This window comes from Verrucosispora sp. CNZ293 (assembly GCF_002754655.1).
On the sequence record NZ_PEFR01000001.1, the window covers coordinates 2400001 to 2417853 of the forward strand.

Sequence of the window (17853 nt, forward strand, 5' to 3'; positions counted from 1 at the left end):
TGCAGGCTCGGCGCGGTCGGGTCGAAGCCGACATAGAAGGCGGTCCCCGGGCCATCGAGCAGCGTCCGCAACTCGTCCGGGTCGGTGGAGTCCTGGAGCAGGCCCCGCCAGCGCAGGTCATCGGTCAGGGAGTCCCGCCGGGCCGGCGAGAGGTTACGGTCGGTCACGGTCACCGATTCTCCCCCATCAGCCCGGTCCTGCCCTACCGGGTTCCGGCGGCAGTCACCGCCACTAGGCTGGCGAGTCCAAGATCGTGGAGGTGGCCGTGGACGTGTCGAAGATGTCGGGTGGCTTCTTCGCCCTGCTCGGGCTGGAGTTGGACGAGATCAGCGAGGACCGGGTCACGATCCGCTGGCGGGTCCGCCCGGAGCTGCACCAGCCGTACGGCATCCTGCACGGCGGGGTCCACTGCGCGGTGGTGGAGACGGTGGCGAGCCTGGGTGCCGGCATCTGGTTGGGTGAGCGCGGCCGGGTGGTCGGGGTGTCCAACCAGACCGACTTCCTGCGGGCCGTGGGCGAGGGTGAGTTGGTCGCGGTCGGCACCCCGGTGCACCGGGGACGCAGCCAGCAGTTGTGGCAGGTGGAGATCACCGACGCGGACCGGCGGCTGGTCGCCCGTGGCCAGGTCCGCCTGCAGAACCTCTATCCGACCACCGACTGACAAGGCCCGCAGGCTGGCCGGCCCGCAGCCTGACAAGGTCCGCCGATCTGACAGCGCTCGCTGAGCGGGTGGCAGACCGTCGACCCGGACCTACGCCCGGGCCGGACCGCCGGTCATCGTCGGGGCCAGCGCTGAGGACGGTTTCGGGTAGGTAGCGGCTTTCGCGGCGTTATCGTCGCGTCGATGACCGAGCCCGCACCACCGCCGTGAGGAAGCTCCTCGCCGCCACGCTCGGCATCCTGTCCGCAGTCGGCGGCTTCGTCGACATCGGCGACCTGGTCGCTGCCGGCCAGGCCGGTGCCCGCTTCGGCATGGCGCACACCTGGGTGCTGCTGCTCGGGGTGGTCGCCATCTGCGCGTACGCGGAAATGGCCGGACGGATCGCGGCGGTGACCGGCCGGGCGGTGTTCGACCTGGTCCGGGAGCGGCTCGGCGCCCGGATGGCACTGATCAACCTGGTGGCGTCGTACCTGGTCACGGTGATCACCCTCGCCGCCGAGCTGGGCGGGGTGGCACTGGCGTTGCGGCTGGCCACCGGGGTGCCCTACCTGCTCTGGGTACCTGTCGCGGGGATCGCGGTCTGGCTGGTGCTGTGGCGGATGCGGTTCCCGGTGATGGAACGGGTCTTCGGGCTGGCCGGGCTCGCTCTGGTGGTCTTCGCCATCGCCCTGTTCTGGCTGCCGACCGACTGGGCGGCGCTCGGCCGCAGCGCGGTGGCACCCGACGACTCCGGTCAGGGGTGGGGGGCGTACTGGTTCGTCGCGGTGGCGCTGTTCGCCTCGACGGTCAGCCCGTACGAGGTCTTCTTCTTCTCCTCGGGTGGGGTCGAGGAGCGTTGGAGCGCTGACGACCTGGCCGACGCCCGCTTCAGCGTCCTTGTCGGTTTCCCGATCGGCGGATTCCTCGCCCTGTCACTCATCGCCACGGCGGCCGTGGTGCTGCGCCCCGCCGGCCTGTCGGTGGACAGCCTCGACCAGGTCGCGCATCCGGTGGTGCTGGCCTTCGGCGCGGCCGGCCTGGCCGTGGCGGCACTTGCGTTCTTCGCGGTCACCTTCGGCGCCGCGCTGGAGACGGGCCTGTCCGCCGCGTATGCGGCGGCGCAGTATTTCGGCTGGCAGTGGGGCAAGCGGGTGAGCCCGCGCGAGGCGGCCCGCTTCCACACGGTGCTGCTGGTCAGCGTGCTGCTCGGGGTGCTGATGCTGCTCACCACCGTCGACCCGGTGACCCTCACCGAGTACATGCTGATCATCAGTGCGGTGGCGTTGCCGCTGACCTACCTGCCGATCCTGGTGGTCGCCAACGACCGTACCTACCTGGGCGACCGGGTCAACGGCCGAGCACTCAACCTGCTGGGAGCGGTGCTGCTGCTGATCATCCTCGCCGCCTCGATCGTCGCCGTACCGCTGGCGATCGGTACGAGGATGGGACAGTGAGGATCCAGGTCAGCCAGGAACTGCTCGACCGGCAGCTCGTCGACCGTGACGGGCGGCTGGTCGGCAAGGTTGACGACGTGGAGTTCGCGTTCGGCGCGGACGGGGTGCCGTACCTGCGGTCGTTGCTCAGTGGGCCGGGTGCGCTCGGGCAGCGGGTCGGTGGGCGGCTGGGGCGGATGCTGGTGCTGACCGCCGAGCGGTTCGTCACGGATCGGCCGCTGGCGCCGCTGCGCATCCCGTACGCGCTCGTCGCGCGGGTCGACAGTGCGGTGTGGCTGCGGGTGAGCGCCGACGAGCTGCCCACCTCGCCGGTGGAGCAGTGGTTACGCCGGAACCTGATCGAGCGGATTCCCGGGGCCGGCCGTGCGAGCGGGTGAGCTACTCGGCCGGACCGTGTACGACCACCAGGGCCGCCGGTTGGGTCGGGTGGTGGACCTGGTGCTGCGCGGCTCCGCCGACGGCCCGCTGCGGCTCGCCGACCTGGTCGTCACCCGGCACTGGTACGGCCGGTTGAGCGGGCGGCTGATCGGGCCGCAACGTCACCCGTCGGGCCCGTGGGCGATCCGCGCACTGGCCCGGCTGCTCGGCCGGAGCACCTGGCAGGTGCCGGTGCACCAGGTACGGCTGGAGCCACCGCTGCCCGAGCCGCCCGGTCCGGGTGGGGTCGCACGGAGCTGACTCAGTGCCTGCCGGAGCAGGCGCGATCCAGGTGGCGCAGCTCGGCGTGCCTGGACCCCAGGCCGGCTGCGCCGGTCCCCGGCGGGGTCCGGCAGCCCTCACCCGGTCTCAGCGTCGGGTGCCGTCCAGCACCGACGGGGCGTCGGTGGGCGTGTTCGCCGCGTCGTCCGGCGGGGCCTCGGAGTCGTCGGTGCCCGTCGGCGCGGTGGTCTCGGGCGCGTCCGGGTCGGCTGAGGCCGCCGTGCGAGACAGCCGGACACCGGAGACCGCCCGGTCGTCGGCGAGGGTGACCTCCAGCCGCCAGCCGTCGACGGTGAGATGCTCCCCGGCGGTGGGTATCCGGCCGAGACCGGCCAGCACCAGGCCGGCCACCGTGGTGTAGTCGCCGTCCGGTCGCCCGGGCAGGTCCACCCCGATGTCGGGCAGGTCGTGGATGGGAAAGGTGCCCGGCAGCAGCAGCGCCCCGTCGGCCTCGGTGCGTACCTCACCGACATCCCGGTCGGTCTCGTCGTAGATCTCCCCGACGATCTCTTCGAGGATGTCTTCCAGGGTGACGATGCCCTCGACGGCACCGCGCTCGTCGACAACCAGGGCCATGTGCTGACGTTCGGCCTTGAACCGGCGCAGCGCGTCGACCACCGGTACCGAGTCCGGCAACAGCATCGGTGGACGGGCGTACTCATCGACCGGCTGGTCTTCACCGACACCGACCAGGTCACGCAGGTGGATGACACCCACCGAGTCGTCAAGTCCGCCGTGGCGTACCACGGGCGCGCGGGAGTGCCCGGAGGCGGCCAGCACGAGTCGGGCGGCCTCGGCCGTGGTGCCGCTGTCCAGACAGAAGACCTGCAACCTCGGCACCAGCACCGCCCGGAGCCGCCGCTCGGCGATCTCCACGGCGCCGGCGATGATTGTCTGCTGCTCCTTCGTGAAGCCGTGGTGGCCGGCGACGATGTCGCGCAGCTCGTCCGGGCTGATCTCGTCCCGTTCGGGCTTCGGGTCCAGTCCGAACAGCCGTACCACCAGGTCACTTGTGGCGCCGAGCACCCAGACGACCGGCCGGGTGAGGGCCGCGAGCAGATCCAGCGGACGGGCGACGAGCAGCGCCCACTGTTCCGGGACCTGCATGGCGATCCGTTTCGGGGCCAGCTCTCCGAAGACCAGGGTGACGAAGGTCAGCACCAGGGTGACAAGCACCACGGACACCGGGCCGGCGGCCCGGCCGACGACGCCCTCCAGCAGCGGAACCAGCGGCCGGGCCAGCGACACCGCGGCGGCGGCCGAGGCGAGGAACCCGGCCAGGGTGATGCCGATCTGGATGGTGGCCAGAAAGCGGTTGGGGTCGCGGGCCAGCCGGGCCAGCACCCGACCGGTACGCCCGGTGCGTTCCAGCCGTTGGACCTGGCTGTCGCGTAGCGACACCAGCGCCAGCTCGCTGCCCGCGAAGATCGCGTTCACCACGATCAGGACTGCGACCAGGGCCAGCTGGCTCCAGTAGCTCTGCACGCCTGGTTCTCCCTCGCTGGACCGCGCCCCGGGGCGCCGCCGGTGGTGGCCCCGCCGGCGTAGCGGTGCCTATGCCCACTCGCTCCGACGGTGAATCATCGCCCTGCCGGGGCGGTTCGGACCGCCTACCCGCTCAGCTCTGGGGCAGCGCCGGTGCGGGCAGGTCCAGGACGTACGACTCCCCCGCTCGGCGGAACCCGAGGCGGTGGTAGTACGGGGCGATCATGCCGGGTGGGCTCACCACCTGACGGAACCCCCGGTCAGTGAACAGGCTGCTGCGCCGGTAGACGAACTCGCCGGGGGTGAAGTCACGAAACGGCGGGGTGACGTAATCCAGGTCGACCTGGGCCACCCCGTCGCCGACGTCGCGTACCAGCACGACACCGACGACCTCGTCGGCGCGTACCACGAGGAAGGCCGATCGGCCGGCCAGCCGGTCCGGCCGGAAGCCCGGGTTGAACCGGGCGATGTCGGCGGCGTGCACCCGCAGCGTGTGGGCCAGGAACGCGTCGTCGGCACCCACCTCGACGACCTGGTACGTCTGCTCGTCGTGGCGGGTGGTGAGCAGCCGCCGCAGGTACCAGATGTTGATCACGGCCAACACCACGTTCAACCCGACCATGGGCCAGACCGGGATCGTCGCGTTGTAGCCGATCAGCACGGCGCAGCCGACCAGGTTGAGGGCGCGCAGCCGCAGGATGCGCGTCTGCAGCAGCGACCACACGAGCAACGCGGAGCCGGCCCAGCCGACCAGTTCCAGCCAGTTCACCCCGCGAGAGTAGTCGCCGCCCTGGTCAGCCCGGGTGTCAGGGGCGGGTCACGCTCGGCTGGGCGGCGGACCGCGCCGACCGAGGGCGGATCACGCGGGCAGTTCCAGGACGTACTCGTCGATCTCGTGACCGCGTCCCGGGGCGTACGCCCGCCCGGTCCCCCGGACGACGAAGCCGCAGCGGCGCAGCACCGTCAGCGACGCGGCGTTGTCGGTGGCCGTCCGCGCGTACAGCGGCCGGCGGGTGACCTCCCGCAGCAGCGCGGTCAGGGCACGGGTGGCGTACCCACGGCCCCAGTGCGCCCTGTCGATCCAGTAGCTGACCTCAATGCCGTCGTCGGCCGGGAAGGCCAGCACGTGTCCGACCACAGCGCCGTCGACGGTCACCGTGCGGGACAGGTTCTCCGGGCCGGTGAGGATGCGGACCCAGTGCGCGGCGAACGCCCGCCGGTCCGTCGGGTCCTCGGCACCGAAGGCGGCCATCTGACTGGCCTCGGGGTCGAGCTGGTGAACGAAGAACTCCACCAGGTCGTCCTCGCGCACCGGGCGTAGCCGCAGGTCGTCGGTCACCGGCCGACCATACGCGCCCCGGTTGAGGACCACCGGCCCGGTCCGGATCGGCTTTCGGCCCTGCCCCCACGGGCAGCGGCGTTGCTACCAAGAGGAAGAGGCATCGACGGCGAAGTGGAGGCCGGGTCATGACCAGGTATGTGTACGACTTCATCGAGGGCGGCCGGGGCAAGGCCGACCTGCTCGGCGGCAAGGGCGCCAACCTCGCCGAGATGACCCGGCTCGGATTGCCGGTGCCGCCCGGGTTCACCGTCAGCACCGACGCGTGCCGGGCCTACCTCGCCGACAGGGCGGTGCCCGACGGACTGTTCGACGAGGTCAACGCCCACCTGCGGGAGATCGAGGTGCGGCTGGGCCGGCGGCTCGGCGATCCGGTCGAGCCGCTGCTGCTGGCCGTCCGCTCCGGCGGGCGGTACTCGATGCCCGGGATGATGGAGACGATCCTCGACATCGGGCTCAACGACGCCACGGTGACCGGGCTGGCCCGGATCAGCGGGGACGAGCGGTTCGCCTGGGACTCGTACCGGCGGCTGATCCAGATGTTCGGTCGGACGGTGCACGGCGTGCCGGCCGTCGAGTTCGACCGGGAGCTGGACGCGTTGCGGGCCACCGCCGGGCCGGAGGGCCCCACGGCGGAGCAGTTGCACGGACTTGTCGAGACGTACAAGAAGGTGTTCGCCGACCGGGTCGGTCACGACTTCCCGCAGGCCCCGCACGAGCAGTTGTACCTGGCCATCCGGGCGGTCTTCGAGTCGTGGAACGCGTCCCGGGCGGTGCTCTACCGACGCCGCGAGCACATTCCGGACGACCTGGGCACCGCCGTCAACGTGATGGCGATGGTCTTCGGCAACCTGGGCCCGGACTCGGGTACCGGGGTGGCGTTCACCCGCGATCCGGCCACCGGCGCACCCGGCGTGTACGGCGACTACCTGTCCGACGCTCAGGGCGAGGACGTGGTGGCCGGGGTCCGCAACACGGTGGGGCTGGACGAGCTGTCCCGGATCGATCCGGCCAGCTACCGGCGGCTGACCGGGATCATGACGACGTTGGAGCGACACTACCGGGACCTGTGCGACGTGGAGTTCACCATCGAGCGGGGCCGGTTGTGGATGTTGCAGACCCGGGTCGGCAAGCGCACCCCGGCGGCGGCGTTCGTGATCGCCGCGCAACTGGCCGACGAGGGTCTGATCAGCTGGGACGAGGCGTTGACCCGGGTCAGCGGGGCGCAGCTGGCCAAGCTGATGTTCCCCACCTTCGATCCGGAGGCGACACCGGAACCGTTGGCCACCGGGGTCGGCGCCTCACCCGGGGCCGCCGCCGGTCGGGTGGTGTTCGACAGCGCCGCGGCCACCGCGGCGGACGGACCGGTGATCCTGGTCCGCCGGGAAACCAACCCGGACGACCTGCCCGGCATGATCGCCGCCGCCGGGATCCTGACCGCCCGAGGTGGCAAGACCTCGCACGCCGCGGTGGTCGCCCGGGGCATGGGACGCACCTGCGTGTGTGGGGCGGAGGCGCTGGAGATCGACCCGGACCGCGGCGAGTTCCGCGTCGACGGGCGGACGGTCCGGGCCGGTGACCTGATCTCCATCGACGGCACCACCGGCCGGATCTACCTCGGTGAGGTGCCGGTGCGTCCGTCCCCGGTGACCCGCTACCTCGCCGGCGAGCTGGCACCGGAGTCCGACCGGCTGGTCTCGGCGGTGGACCGGCTGCTGCGGCACGCCGACTCGGTGCGGCGGCTCGGCGTACGCGCCAACGCCGACACCCCCGCCGACGCGGCGCGGGCACGCACGCTCGGCGCGACAGGTGTCGGCCTGTGCCGTACCGAGCACATGTTCCTCGGCGCCCGCCGGACGCTCGTGGAGCGGCTGATCCTGGCCGACGGGCTGGACGAGGTCCACGCCGCGTTGGCGGACCTGCTGCCGTTGCAGCGGGAGGATTTCGTCGCGATCCTCGCGGCGATGGACGGCCTGCCGGTCACCATCCGGCTGCTCGACCCGCCGCTGCACGAGTTCCTGCCCCCGTTGCCCGAGTTGGCCGCGCGGGTGGCCCGGGCGGAGGCGCTCGGGCAGGACCCGGGCCGCGACGCGGTGCTGCTGGCCGCCGTCCGCCGGATGCAGGAGAGCAACCCGATGCTGGGCCTGCGTGGGGTCCGCTTGGGTCTGGTGGTGCCGGGCCTGTTCGCGATGCAGGTCCGGGCCGTGGCGGAGGCGGCGGCGCGGCGAGTGGCCGAGGGTGGCGACCCGCGCCCGGAGATCATGGTGCCGCTTGTCGTCGACGCGCACGAGCTGGCCGTGGTGCGCGCCGAGGTGGCCGATGTCCTGGCCACCGTGCCCGGTGCGCCGCCCATCCCGGTCGGCACGATGGTCGAGACACCGCGAGCCGCGCTGACCGCCGGCGCGATCGCGGGCGAGGCGGAGTTCTTCTCCCTCGGCACCAACGACCTGACCCAGACCACCTGGGCGTTCTCCCGGGACGACGGGGAGGGCTCGTTCCTCGGTGACTACCTGGAACGGGGCATCGTCGAGGCGTCGCCGTTCGAGACCATCGACGTCGCCGGGGTGGGCCGGCTGGTCCGTCTGGCGGTGGCCGAGGGCCGGGCCGCGCGACCCGAGCTGACCGTGGGCGTCTGCGGTGAGCACGGCGGTGACCCGGAGTCGGTGGAGTTCTTCGCCGAGGCCGGCCTCGATTACGTCTCCTGCTCGCCGTACCGGGTGCCGATCGCCCGGTTGGCCGCCGGACGGGCCGCGGTGGCCCGCGACTGCGCCGGCTCCGACGCCCGATAGGAGGTACCCGAGATGACCGCGATCTTCAATGCCACCGGGCCGGTTCCGTTGGTCCCGCCCCGACCTGCCCCGGAGGCGGCACCGCAGCCGGTGGCGCCGCTGCCGGTCGGGCCGGTGCTGGACCTGCCCGGCACGCCGCCGGCCGCACTGGTGCCGGTGATCCGCGACGGACGCCCGGTCGGTGTGTTCGTCGCCGCTGGCGGACGCGTCCGCTACCGGCCGCTGCCCGACCCGGACCGGCTGCTGGTCGCCACCGCCGGGGTGCTGGCGGTCGGCCTGGTCACCGCCGGTGTCACGGCGCTGGGCCGGCGGCGACCGCCGGCGGTCGGCCGGCTGAGCATGGGACCGGGTGGCTGGGTCAGCTTCCGGGGCGTACGCGCCCCGGCTCCCCGGGCCGCTCGCCCCTGGTGGGCCCGGCTGTTGCGGGCCCGTCGGTTGGTCGTCCAACGGTGAGGTGACGCCGGGCGGCGCGCCACGGCGAGCACTTGCGGTGATGGTGCTGCCTCCGATCGGACGGAGGCGGCACCATCACCGGTGGTGCTCGGATCACGACTCGGCCCAACCCGGCCGGCAGGGCCGTTGGTCCCGGTCCGTGTGGGCGGACGCCCCTGCCGGACGCCGCCGCGCTGGGCGAGGCTGAGGTCGGAGGGGCGTACCGCTGGGGCACGCCTGGGGCACAGGGCGGAGCGGACGGTGGCCGGACAGGTCCAGGTCGCGGACGGGGACGTACGCAGCGACAGCACCGTGGCGGCGGCGCGCGGAACCGGGCTCAGTTCGACCGAGGCCGCTCAGCGGCTGCGGGTGGACGGGCCGAACGCCGCCGCGGCACCGCCCCGCCGGCACCTGGCCAGCCGGATCGGGCATCAGCTCACCGATCCCCTGGTCGCGCTGCTGCTCGCCGCCGCCGTGGTCACCACCGTGCTGCGGGACTACCCCGACACCGCGGTGATCCTGCTGGTGGTCGCGGTCAACACGGCAATCGGCGTGGTGCAGGAGGTACGCGCCGACCGGGCCATCGCCGCCCTCGACCTGCTCGCCGCACCGACCGCCCGGGTGGTCCGCGACGGCCGTGACGCGGTACTGCCCGCTGCCGAACTGGTCCGGGGCGACCTGGTCCGGGTCGAGGCCGGTGACGTGGTCCCGGCCGACCTGCTGCTGCACGACGCGAACCGGCTGCACCTGGACGAGTCGGCGTTGACCGGCGAGTCGGTGCCGGTGTCCCGCGCGGCGGGCGAGGAGGCCAGCGCCGGCACTGTGGTCACCACCGGTCGGGCCGCCGGCACGGTGGTGCGCACCGGCGCGGCGAGTGCGCTGGGCCGCATCGCGACCCTGGCGGCCACCACCCGGCCGGCGGCGACCCCGCTGCAACGCCGGCTCGCCTCGCTCGGCCGGACCCTCGGCGTCGCCGCCGTGGCGCTGTCCGGGCTGGTCTTCGTCGTCGGCGTGCTGAGCGGCAGGTCCCTCGTGGACATGGCGGTGACCGCGGTGAGCCTGGTGGTCGCCGCGGTGCCGGAGTCGCTGCCGGCGGTGGTGACACTGGCCCTCGCGCTCGGCGCCCGCCGGATGGCCGCGGCCCGGGCGATCCCCCGCCGGCTGCACGCGGTGGAGACGCTCGGCTCGGTCACCGTGATCGCCTCGGACAAGACCGGCACCCTCACCGAGGGACGGATGGCCGTGCAGCAGGCGGTCACCGGCGACGGCTCCCGGTTCGGTGTCTCCGGCAGCGGGTACGCCCCGGACGGCACGTTGCACCGCGACGGCGCGCCGGTAGCCGTGCCGGACGAGCTGCGTCGGCTGGCCCGGGCGGGGTTGCTCTGCAACGACGCGACCCTCGCGCCGCCGACCGAGCAGCGGCCCCGCTGGGGCGCGGTGGGCGATCCGCTGGAGGCGGCGCTGGTGGCCTTCGCCGCCCGCTGCGGCCTGGACCCGCAGACCACCCGCAACGCCTGGCCCCGGGTCGCCGAGCACCCCTTCGACCAGCAGCTACGCCGGATGACCACGGTGCACCGCTCCTGTGACCGCCGCTACCTGGTGGTGTGCAAGGGCGCGCCGGAGAACGTGCTCACCACGCCGCTGCTCGACGCGGACCCCGACGAGGTGGCCGCCCTGACCGCCGCCGCGCACCGGATGGCCGGCGACGGACTGCGGGTGCTGGCGCTGGCCGCCGCCCTGGTGGACACCCCGCCGGCCGACCCCGCCCACCCCGAAGGGCTGCGCCCGGTGGGTCTGGTCGCTGTCGGTGACCCGCTGCGGGCCGGGGCGCCGGACATCGCCGGCGGCTTCGCCGACGCGGGTGTCCGGCTCGTGCTGGTCACCGGGGACCATCCGGCGACCGCGGCGGCCATCGCCGGCCAGCTGGGCCTGTGGTCCGAGGGCGACCCGGTGGTACGCGGCGACGACGGCGATCCCGCCGAGGCTCCCCCGGCGGCCCGGGTGTTCGCCCGTACGCAGCCGGAGCAGAAGCTCGACATCATCGTCGGGTTGCAGTCCCGGGGGCATGTGGTGGCGATGACCGGCGACGGGGTCAACGACGCTCCGGCGTTGCGTCGGGCCGACATCGGGGTGGCCATGGGTGGCGGTACCGAGGTGGCCCGGCAGGCGGCCGACCTGGTGCTTGTCGACGACGACCTGTCCACTGTCGCCACCGCGATCGGTGAGGGCCGCCGGATCTACGACAACATCCGCAGGTTCCTGCGTTACGCCCTCTCCGGTGGGGTGGCCGAGATCGCGGTGATGCTGCTCGGGCCGTTGTTCGGCCTGCCCGTGCCGCTGTTGCCGGCGCAGATCCTCTGGATCAATCTGCTCACGCACGGGGTGCCCGGGGTGGCGCTGGGCGCCGAACCGGCCGAACCGGGCACCCTGCGCCGGGTGCCCCGCTCGCCGCAGGAGTCGGTGCTCGGCGCGGGGCTGGGCCGGCAGATCCTGGTCGGCGGCGCGTTGATCGCCGCGGTGACATTGGGCGCCGGCGTGCTCGCCGCCCACTGGGGCCGGCCGTGGCAGTCAGTGATCTTCATGGTGCTCGGCCTGGCCCAGCTCGGGGTGGCCCTGGCGGTCCGCGCGCCACGCCCGCCCGGGCAACGGCGGGGCAACCTGGCGCTGCCGCTCGCGGTCGCCGTGTCCGCGCTGCTCCAGCTCGCCGGGGTGCTGCTGCCGCAGCTGCGGGAGCTGCTCGGCACCGAGGCCCTCGGCGTCACCGAGCTGCTGGCCTGCGGCGCGGTGAGCGTCCTACCCGGCCTCGTGCTGCGGTTGACCCGACGCGCACCGAGAACCGACCTGGCTACCCTGACGCCGTCAGGTGAGCGAGGCTGACCGGGAAAGTGAGGAGAGACGTGATGGCCAGCAACTCCGGCGCCCCCGTCGTGGTGGGTGTTGACGGCTCCGAGGTCGCCCTGCACGCGGTGCGCGCCGCCGCGCGGGAGGCGGCGTACCGACACCGTCCGCTGCGGATCGTGCACGCCTTCATCTGGCCGCTGATGCGGGTGCCGTTGGGTCCCGCGCCGGGCGCGCCGGCCGACGGCGGACTGCGCAACCAGGCCGAGCGGTACCTCGCCGAAGCCGTCGCCGAGGCCGGCAAGGTGGCCCCGGAGGTGGCGGTTACCGGTGCGGTGGTCGACGGGGCGGCGAGCACCGTCCTGCTCGCCGAGGCCCGGGACGCGGCGTTGGTCGTGCTCGGCAACCGGGGCCTGGGCGGCTTCGCCGGGCTGCTGCTCGGCTCGGTGGCCGTGCAGGTGAGCGCCCACGCGGACTGCCCGGTGCTTGTGGTTCGCGACGAATCGCGGGCGGACGGGCCGGTGGTGGTCGGCGTCGACGGCTCGGAGCTGTCCCAGGAGGCGGTCCGGTTCGCCTTCGAGGAGGCGGCGTGGCGCGGCACCGAACTGGTCGCGGTGCACGCCTGGCTCTATCCGACCCCGGCCGGTCCCGGTGACATCCTGCCCCTGGTCTACGACCTGGACGCCTACCGGGACGAGGAGGAGCGCACGCTCGCCGAGGCGGTGGCCGGCTGGTCCGAGCGCTACCCGGAGGTGCCGGTGCGGCAGCGGTTGGTGCGTGGTTCCCCCGGCCGGGCGCTTGTGGAGGAGTCCCGTACCGCCCAGCTGGTGGTGGTGGGCGCGCGGGGCCGCGGCGCATTGGGCGGGCTGCTGCTCGGCTCGGTCAGTCACGCCGTGCTGCACCACGCCCACTCCCCGCTGGCGATCGTCCGCAAGCTGCGTACGGTCGAGGGGAACTGACAGGTGGTGTGTCGACGCGTCCCGACAACGGGACGCGTCGACAATGAACGCTTACCGACCCATGGAGAGACGATGAACCGACCTGTCGTGGTGGGGGTGGACGGATCGCCGCCGAGCCTGGTGGCCGCGGAGCACGCGGCACAGGCGGCGGTGTGGCGGTCCCGGCCGCTGCACCTGGTACACGGCTACCTGCACCCGCTCGGCTACGGCGTGCCGATCAACCCGTACGAGGTGGGTGTCCCGGCGGCCTCGGAGGACGGCCGCAAGATGCTCGAACAGACCGCCGAGGAGCTGGTCGACAGGTGGCCGGGCCTGACGGTCGAGGTGCGTCAGGTGGCCGGCGGGCCGGGCGCGACGCTTGTCGAGGAGTCCCGTCGGGCGGAGTTGGTGGTGGTGGGCAGCCGGGGCCTGGGCGGCTTCGCCGGGCTGCTGCTCGGCTCGGTCGGCACCCAGGTCGCCGCGCACGGCCACTGCCCGGTGCTGGTGATCCGTCCGCCCGACCGTCCGCTCCCCACCGAAGGTCCGGTGCTTGTCGGTGTGGACGGTTCGGAGTCGGCCGAGCTCGCCGTCGGCTACGGCGCCGAGGAGGCCGGCCGGCGCGGCGGCCCGCTGGTGCTGGTGCACGTCGCCGGCGAGGGTGACGACGGCGGGGAGGCGGCGGCCCTGCTCGCCACCGCCGGTGCGGCGGCGCGGGGCAGCCACCCGGGTCTGACCGTGGAGGAACGGGTGATCGTCGCGCCCAACCCCGACCAGGCGCTGATCGAGGCGACCGCAGCCGCGGCGCTCGTGGTGGCCGGGTCGCGCGGTCGGGGTGGCTTCGCCGGGCTGCTGCTCGGTTCGGTCAGCCAGGCGCTTGTGCACCACGCCCGCTGTCCGGTGTTCATCGCCCACCCGTACCAGCCGGAGCAGTGACCACCGCCCGACCGGGTCGCCGTCGGCTCGGCGGCCCGGTCGGGTCCGGTGCGGGTCAGGCGTCCTGACCCCGGAGCAGTTGGTCGAAGCTGGTGGTGAGGGTGAACGGGTCGGCGGGCCCGCTGGACGGCGCGCCGCGCCGTACCAGCTCGGCAAGTTCCCGACCGGCGCGACCGATCCGGGCCCGCAACGCACCGTCGACGGCGCCGCCGGACCAGTCCTCCGGCGCGGCGAAGACAGCTGTCGGTGCCACCACGGCCCGCAGGTAGGTGAACATCGGCCGGAGCGCGTGCTCCAACGCCAGGGAGTGGCGTGCGGTGCCACCTGTCGCGCCGATCAGCACCGCGCGACCGCCCAGGGTGTCGGCGTCCAGCAGGTCGAAGAAGGACTTGAACAGCCCGTTGTACGAGGCGTTGAAGATCGGACTGACGGCGATCAGCCCGTCGGCGCCGGTGACCTCGTCCAGTACCTGCTTGAGCGACTCCGACGGAAAGCCGGTGAGCAGGTGGTTGACGATGTCGTGGGCGTGTTCGCGCAGCTCGACCGGGCGCAGGGCGACCTGCTCGCCGTGCCGGACCAGCTCGTCGCGGGTGGCGGCGGCGAGCTGGTCGGCAAGCAGCCGGGTCGAGGAGGGCTGACTGAGTCCGGCCGAGACCACGGCGATGGTACGCGTGGTCATCGGGCGGCCTCCGGTGCCCGGCCGGTGACGTCGTCGACGGCGTGGACGGTGCTGTCGCTGCCACCGCCGACGGTGGCCCGCAGCGAGGCGTGGGTCGGCGCCAGCGGCACGTGCGAGGGCCGCAGCGACTCGAACTCCTTGCGCAGCACCGGCACGACCTCCTCGCCGAGCAGGTCGAGCTGCTCCAGGACGGTCTTCAACGGCAGCCCGGCGTGGTCGACGAGGAACAGCTGCCGCTGGTAGTCACCCACGTAGTCGCGGAAGCTGAGGGTGCGGTCGATGACCTGCTGCGGGCTGCCCACGGTCAGCGGGGTCTGCGCGGTGAACTCCTCAAGCGAGGGACCGTGGCCGTAGACCGGCGCGTTGTCGAAGTACGGGCGGAACTCGCGCACCGCGTCCTGGGAGTTGCGGCGCATGAACACCTGGCCACCGAGTCCCACGATCGCCTGATCGGCGGAGCCGTGGCCGTAGTGCTCGAAGCGCTGCCGGTACAGCCCGACCATCCGCCGGGTGTGCTCGGCCGGCCAGAAGATGTGGTTGGCGAAGAACCCGTCGCCGTAGTAGGCGGCCTGCTCGGCGATCTCGGGGCTGCGGATGGAGCCGTGCCACACGAACGGAGGCACGCCGTCGAGGGGGCGGGGTGTCGAGGTGAACGACTGCAACGGGGTGCGGAACTTCCCCTTCCAGTCGACCACGTCCTCGCGCCACAACCGGCGCAGCAGGTCGTAGTTCTCGATGGCGAGGGGATGCCGTTGCGGATGTCCTGACCGAACCAGGGGTAGACCGGCCCGGTGTTGCCCCGCCCCATCATCAGGTCGACCCGGCCGTCGGCGAGGTGCTGCAACATCGCGTAGTCCTCGGCGATCTTCACCGGGTCGTTCGTGGTGATCAGCGTGGTCGCGGTGGAGAGCAGCAGCCGCTCGGTACGGGCGGCGATCCAGCCCAGCATGGTGGTCGGCGACGAGGGCACGAACGGCGGGTTGTGGTGCTCGCCGGTGGCGAAGACGTCGAGACCGACCTCCTCGGCCTTCAGCGCGATGGTGACCATCGCCTTGATCCGCTCGGCCTCGGTGGGCTCCCGGCCGTTCGTCGGGTCGACCGTGACGTCGCCGACGGTGAAGACTCCGAACTGCATGACCGCTCCCTCGTGTCGTCCGACCGGGGCAGGCTGACCCCGACGCCCCCGACAACATATTTGACGAGTCAACTATTCCGCGAGCCTGCCTCGTACCAGTGTCCCCCGTCACGCCCGTCCCATCCCGGCGGGCGACACTCAGCCTCGCCGTCGTGGCACGTGCCGGCGGTACGGACTGACCGTGGGGTCGCCGGTGATCCAGAAGCGCCAGGGCACGTCGTGCGCGGCGGCCACGCCGACGCGTGGGCCGGCGGAGACCTCCGACGGGGTGACCGGGCGGGTCGGCGGCGTCAGGAGCAGCGGCCCGGTCCCGTCGACCACGCTCGTGCCGTTCGCCGCCGCGTCGACACCGAGCGCGACCACCAGCCGGGCAGGGCCACGGGCCAGGTCGCGATCGGGCACCCCACCGCGCCGCTTCCGGGCGAGGTCCAGGCCGTCGACCACCTCACCAGCGCGCAGCAGGACCGCCGCCGCCTCCCCCTCGGCACCGCAGACGACATTGAGGCACCAGTGCATACCGAAGACGAAGTACGTGTACGCGTGGCCGGCCGGCCCGAACATCACTGTCGTCCGAGGCGTGGGGCCGCGATGCGCGTGCGAGGCGGGATCCACCCCGGTTCCCGCGTACGCCTCGACCTCGGTCAGCCGGATCCGGACCCCGTTCGCCGCCACCTCCCAGCCGAGCAGCGTTCGTGCGGTCTCGGGGACGTGTGCGGCGGGAGCGCGCAGCCAGGGATGGTCCACGGATTTAGGTAACCCGGCCCGGGGCCCGACCGGCAAGCCGCGCTCCCATGCTGGTGCGACAGGCCACAGCCGCCGACATCCGGCAGGCAGGACGTGAAGATCACGCAGAGGATCGAGGTGCGACGAGGTCGTTCTCGTAGGCGGCGATGACGAGCTGGGCTCGATCACGGGCGTCGAGCTTGGTGAGCAGGTTGCCGACGTGAGTCTTGACGGTCTTGATCGAGATCGTGAGTGTCCGGGCGATCTCGTCGTTGGACAGGCCGCGGGCCACGAGAGACAGCACCTCGGTCTCGCGGCCGGTCAGCCTGTCGATCTTACGGACCGCGGGCGGGCCGGGCCGGTCGAGGTAATGCGCGACGAAGCGGGTGAGAATGCTGGGAGCGAAGAGGGACTCGCCCGCGTGGGTCCGTCGGATGGCGTCGACGAGTTGGTCCGGGTGGGCGTCCTTGAGCAGGAAGCCGTGTGCCCCGGCGCGCAGCGCGGCGGCCACGTACTCGTCGAGTGCGAACATGCTGAGCACGAGGACCCTGGTACCGCTCAGGTCGGTGGCGGCGGCGATGCAGCCGGTCGCTTCGATGCCGTCGCCGTCGGGCATCCGGATGTCCATCAGGACGACGTCGGGGCGGCGTTCACGGGTGAGCGACACGGCCTCGTGGCCGGTGGCAGCCTGACCGACGACGGTGAGGCCCGGGGTGCCGTCGATGAGCAGGGCGAGGCTGTGCCGCAGGAGCGGCTGGTCGTCCGCGACAAGCACCCGGATGCTCGTGGAAGCGCCCGCTGCTTCAGTCGTCATCCGGACCGCCGGGCCGGCAGGCGCGCGGTGAGCTGGAAGCCCGGCCCGGCCGGGCCGGCGCGCAGGGCACCATCGAGCATGCTCACCCGCTCACGCAGACCGTCCAGGCCGTGGCCGGCCCCGGGGCGGCGTCGCCAGCCGGGGCGGGGGCCGGTGTCCCGTACCTCCACCACGATCGCGTCGCCGTCGCGATCCACGGATACGTGCACGCAGGTCGGCCCGGCGTGCCGGGCTGTGTTGCTCAGGCCCTCGCGGACGATCGCGCACACGGTGAGCTGCACACCCGGTGGGACCTCACCGACCTCCCGCACCTCGACAGTGGCGGCGATCCCGGCGGCGGTCGTGGACCGCACGATCTCCGGTAGGGCGTCGAGTGTGTCGGGTGGCCGCAAGGGAGCGGGCTCGGCGCCAGGTGCGCGGAGCACGTCGAGCATCCGTCGCAGTTCGGCCGTGGTCTCCCGACCGACCTGTTCGATGTCGGACAGGGCGTTCGCCCGTTCGGCCTCACCGGCTGGCCCGGTCACCCGAGCAGCGGTGGCGGCACGTACGGTGACCAGGCCCAGGCCATGTGAGACGAGATCATGAAGCTCACGGGCGATGCGCAACCGTTCCGCCGCCGCGGCCCGCTCAGCCGCCCATGCGGTCAGCCGGTCCTCGTACACCCGCCGTTCCTGACGGGCGCCAATCACCGCCCAGAGCAACGCTGCGACGGAGGTCGTGGTGATCACCGTCAGCAGGAGCGTCCCGGCCGGCCCCACGGTGCCCGCCGTCATCAGGCAGAGGAGCAGAGCCACCGGCACCGAGACAGCGACGGCGGACAGCCAGGGCCGCCGTGTCGGTCGCCCGTCAGGTGCCATCTCGCGAGTCTAGGAACCCGGACCGTGACCTGACATCGGACCTGGGTCGGAGCGACCTGAGGTGGGCGGACTGGCGGAAGTCCCGGCTCTGGTCCGAT

General features: G+C 73.0%; 17 protein-coding genes and 1 pseudogene (1 of these 18 only partly in view). 9 read left to right on the forward strand and 9 right to left on the reverse strand.

Features of this window, described 5'->3' with window-relative positions:
- Window positions 1-173, reverse strand: partial view of a tyrosine--tRNA ligase gene (gene tyrS, locus CLT74_RS10925; RefSeq protein ID WP_486582238.1) — the start only. It extends 1120 nt beyond the left edge of the window; the window shows 173 of its 1293 coding nt (coding positions 1-173); the start codon lies at window positions 171-173; its stop codon lies beyond the left edge, outside the window.
- Between the two features lie 107 nt (window positions 174-280).
- Between tyrS and CLT74_RS10930 the strand changes: the two genes are divergently transcribed.
- From CLT74_RS10930 to CLT74_RS10945, 4 genes are all read left to right on the forward strand, one after another.
- Entirely contained in the window at window positions 281-661 is a 381-nt protein-coding gene (locus CLT74_RS10930; RefSeq protein ID WP_199172357.1) for a PaaI family thioesterase, read from the forward strand.
- A gap of 206 nt (window positions 662-867) precedes the next feature.
- Window positions 868-2094, forward strand: coding sequence for a divalent metal cation transporter (locus CLT74_RS10935; RefSeq protein WP_099846434.1), 1227 nt, complete (start codon window positions 868-870; stop codon window positions 2092-2094).
- Window positions 2091-2471, forward strand: coding sequence for a hypothetical protein (locus CLT74_RS10940; protein WP_099846435.1), 381 nt, complete (start codon window positions 2091-2093; stop codon window positions 2469-2471). Before CLT74_RS10935 ends, CLT74_RS10940 begins: the two co-directional genes overlap by 4 nt.
- Complete coding sequence (locus CLT74_RS10945) at window positions 2458-2772, forward strand: PRC-barrel domain-containing protein (protein ID WP_099846436.1); 315 nt, start codon at window positions 2458-2460, stop codon at window positions 2770-2772. The genes CLT74_RS10940 and CLT74_RS10945 overlap by 14 nt, the downstream gene beginning before the upstream one ends.
- A gap of 108 nt (window positions 2773-2880) precedes the next feature.
- On the opposite strand, the gene CLT74_RS10950 is transcribed toward CLT74_RS10945, so the two are convergent.
- The 3 genes from CLT74_RS10950 to CLT74_RS10960 form a co-directional block, all read right to left on the reverse strand.
- A complete protein-coding gene (locus tag CLT74_RS10950) occupies window positions 2881-4278 on the reverse strand; it encodes a hemolysin family protein (protein WP_099846437.1) in 1398 nt (465 codons plus the stop codon).
- 133 nt (window positions 4279-4411) lie between these two features.
- Window positions 4412-5047 (reverse strand): hypothetical protein, encoded by a 636-nt coding sequence (locus tag CLT74_RS10955; RefSeq protein WP_099846438.1) that lies wholly within the window; start codon window positions 5045-5047, stop codon window positions 4412-4414.
- Between the two features lie 90 nt (window positions 5048-5137).
- A complete protein-coding gene (locus CLT74_RS10960; RefSeq protein WP_099851739.1) occupies window positions 5138-5617 on the reverse strand; it encodes a GNAT family N-acetyltransferase in 480 nt (159 codons plus the stop codon).
- Between the two features lie 128 nt (window positions 5618-5745).
- On the opposite strand from CLT74_RS10960, the gene ppdK reads away from it, so the two are divergent.
- From ppdK to CLT74_RS10985, 5 genes are all read left to right on the forward strand, one after another.
- On the forward strand, window positions 5746-8406 hold the full coding sequence (ppdK, locus tag CLT74_RS10965; RefSeq protein WP_099846439.1) for a pyruvate, phosphate dikinase: 2661 nt from the start codon (window positions 5746-5748) through the stop codon (window positions 8404-8406).
- A gap of 12 nt (window positions 8407-8418) precedes the next feature.
- Window positions 8419-8859 carry a hypothetical protein gene (locus CLT74_RS10970; protein ID WP_099846440.1) on the forward strand — a complete coding sequence of 147 codons (441 nt, stop codon included), beginning with the start codon at window positions 8419-8421 and terminating at the stop codon, window positions 8857-8859.
- Between the two features lie 240 nt (window positions 8860-9099).
- Window positions 9100-11715 (forward strand): cation-translocating P-type ATPase, encoded by a 2616-nt coding sequence (locus tag CLT74_RS10975; RefSeq protein WP_199172165.1) that lies wholly within the window; start codon window positions 9100-9102, stop codon window positions 11713-11715.
- A 23-nt stretch (window positions 11716-11738) separates the two neighbouring features.
- Window positions 11739-12635, forward strand: a complete 897-nt coding sequence (locus tag CLT74_RS10980) for a universal stress protein (protein WP_099846441.1) — start codon at window positions 11739-11741, stop codon at window positions 12633-12635.
- A 72-nt stretch (window positions 12636-12707) separates the two neighbouring features.
- Complete coding sequence (locus CLT74_RS10985; protein WP_099846442.1) at window positions 12708-13547, forward strand: universal stress protein; 840 nt, start codon at window positions 12708-12710, stop codon at window positions 13545-13547.
- Between the two features lie 55 nt (window positions 13548-13602).
- On the opposite strand, the gene CLT74_RS10990 is transcribed toward CLT74_RS10985, so the two are convergent.
- The 5 genes and pseudogenes from CLT74_RS10990 to CLT74_RS11010 form a co-directional block, all read right to left on the reverse strand.
- Complete coding sequence (locus CLT74_RS10990; RefSeq protein WP_099846443.1) at window positions 13603-14226, reverse strand: FMN reductase; 624 nt, start codon at window positions 14224-14226, stop codon at window positions 13603-13605.
- A pseudogene (locus CLT74_RS10995) lies at window positions 14223-15361 on the reverse strand (LLM class flavin-dependent oxidoreductase). Before CLT74_RS10995 ends, CLT74_RS10990 begins: the two are co-directional and overlap by 4 nt.
- Window positions 15362-15499: 138 nt before the next feature.
- Window positions 15500-16105 carry a DNA-3-methyladenine glycosylase gene (locus tag CLT74_RS11000; protein ID WP_099846444.1) on the reverse strand — a complete coding sequence of 202 codons (606 nt, stop codon included), beginning with the start codon at window positions 16103-16105 and terminating at the stop codon, window positions 15500-15502.
- 100 nt (window positions 16106-16205) lie between these two features.
- The gene (locus CLT74_RS11005; RefSeq protein ID WP_099846445.1) at window positions 16206-16898 is read right to left on the reverse strand and encodes a response regulator transcription factor; all 693 of its coding nucleotides are present in this window, start codon (window positions 16896-16898) and stop codon (window positions 16206-16208) included.
- Window positions 16895-17755: a histidine kinase gene (locus CLT74_RS11010; protein WP_099846446.1), complete on the reverse strand. Its 861-nt coding sequence runs from the start codon at window positions 17753-17755 to the stop codon at window positions 16895-16897. Before CLT74_RS11010 ends, CLT74_RS11005 begins: the two co-directional genes overlap by 4 nt.
- Between the last annotated feature and the right edge of the window lie 98 nt (window positions 17756-17853).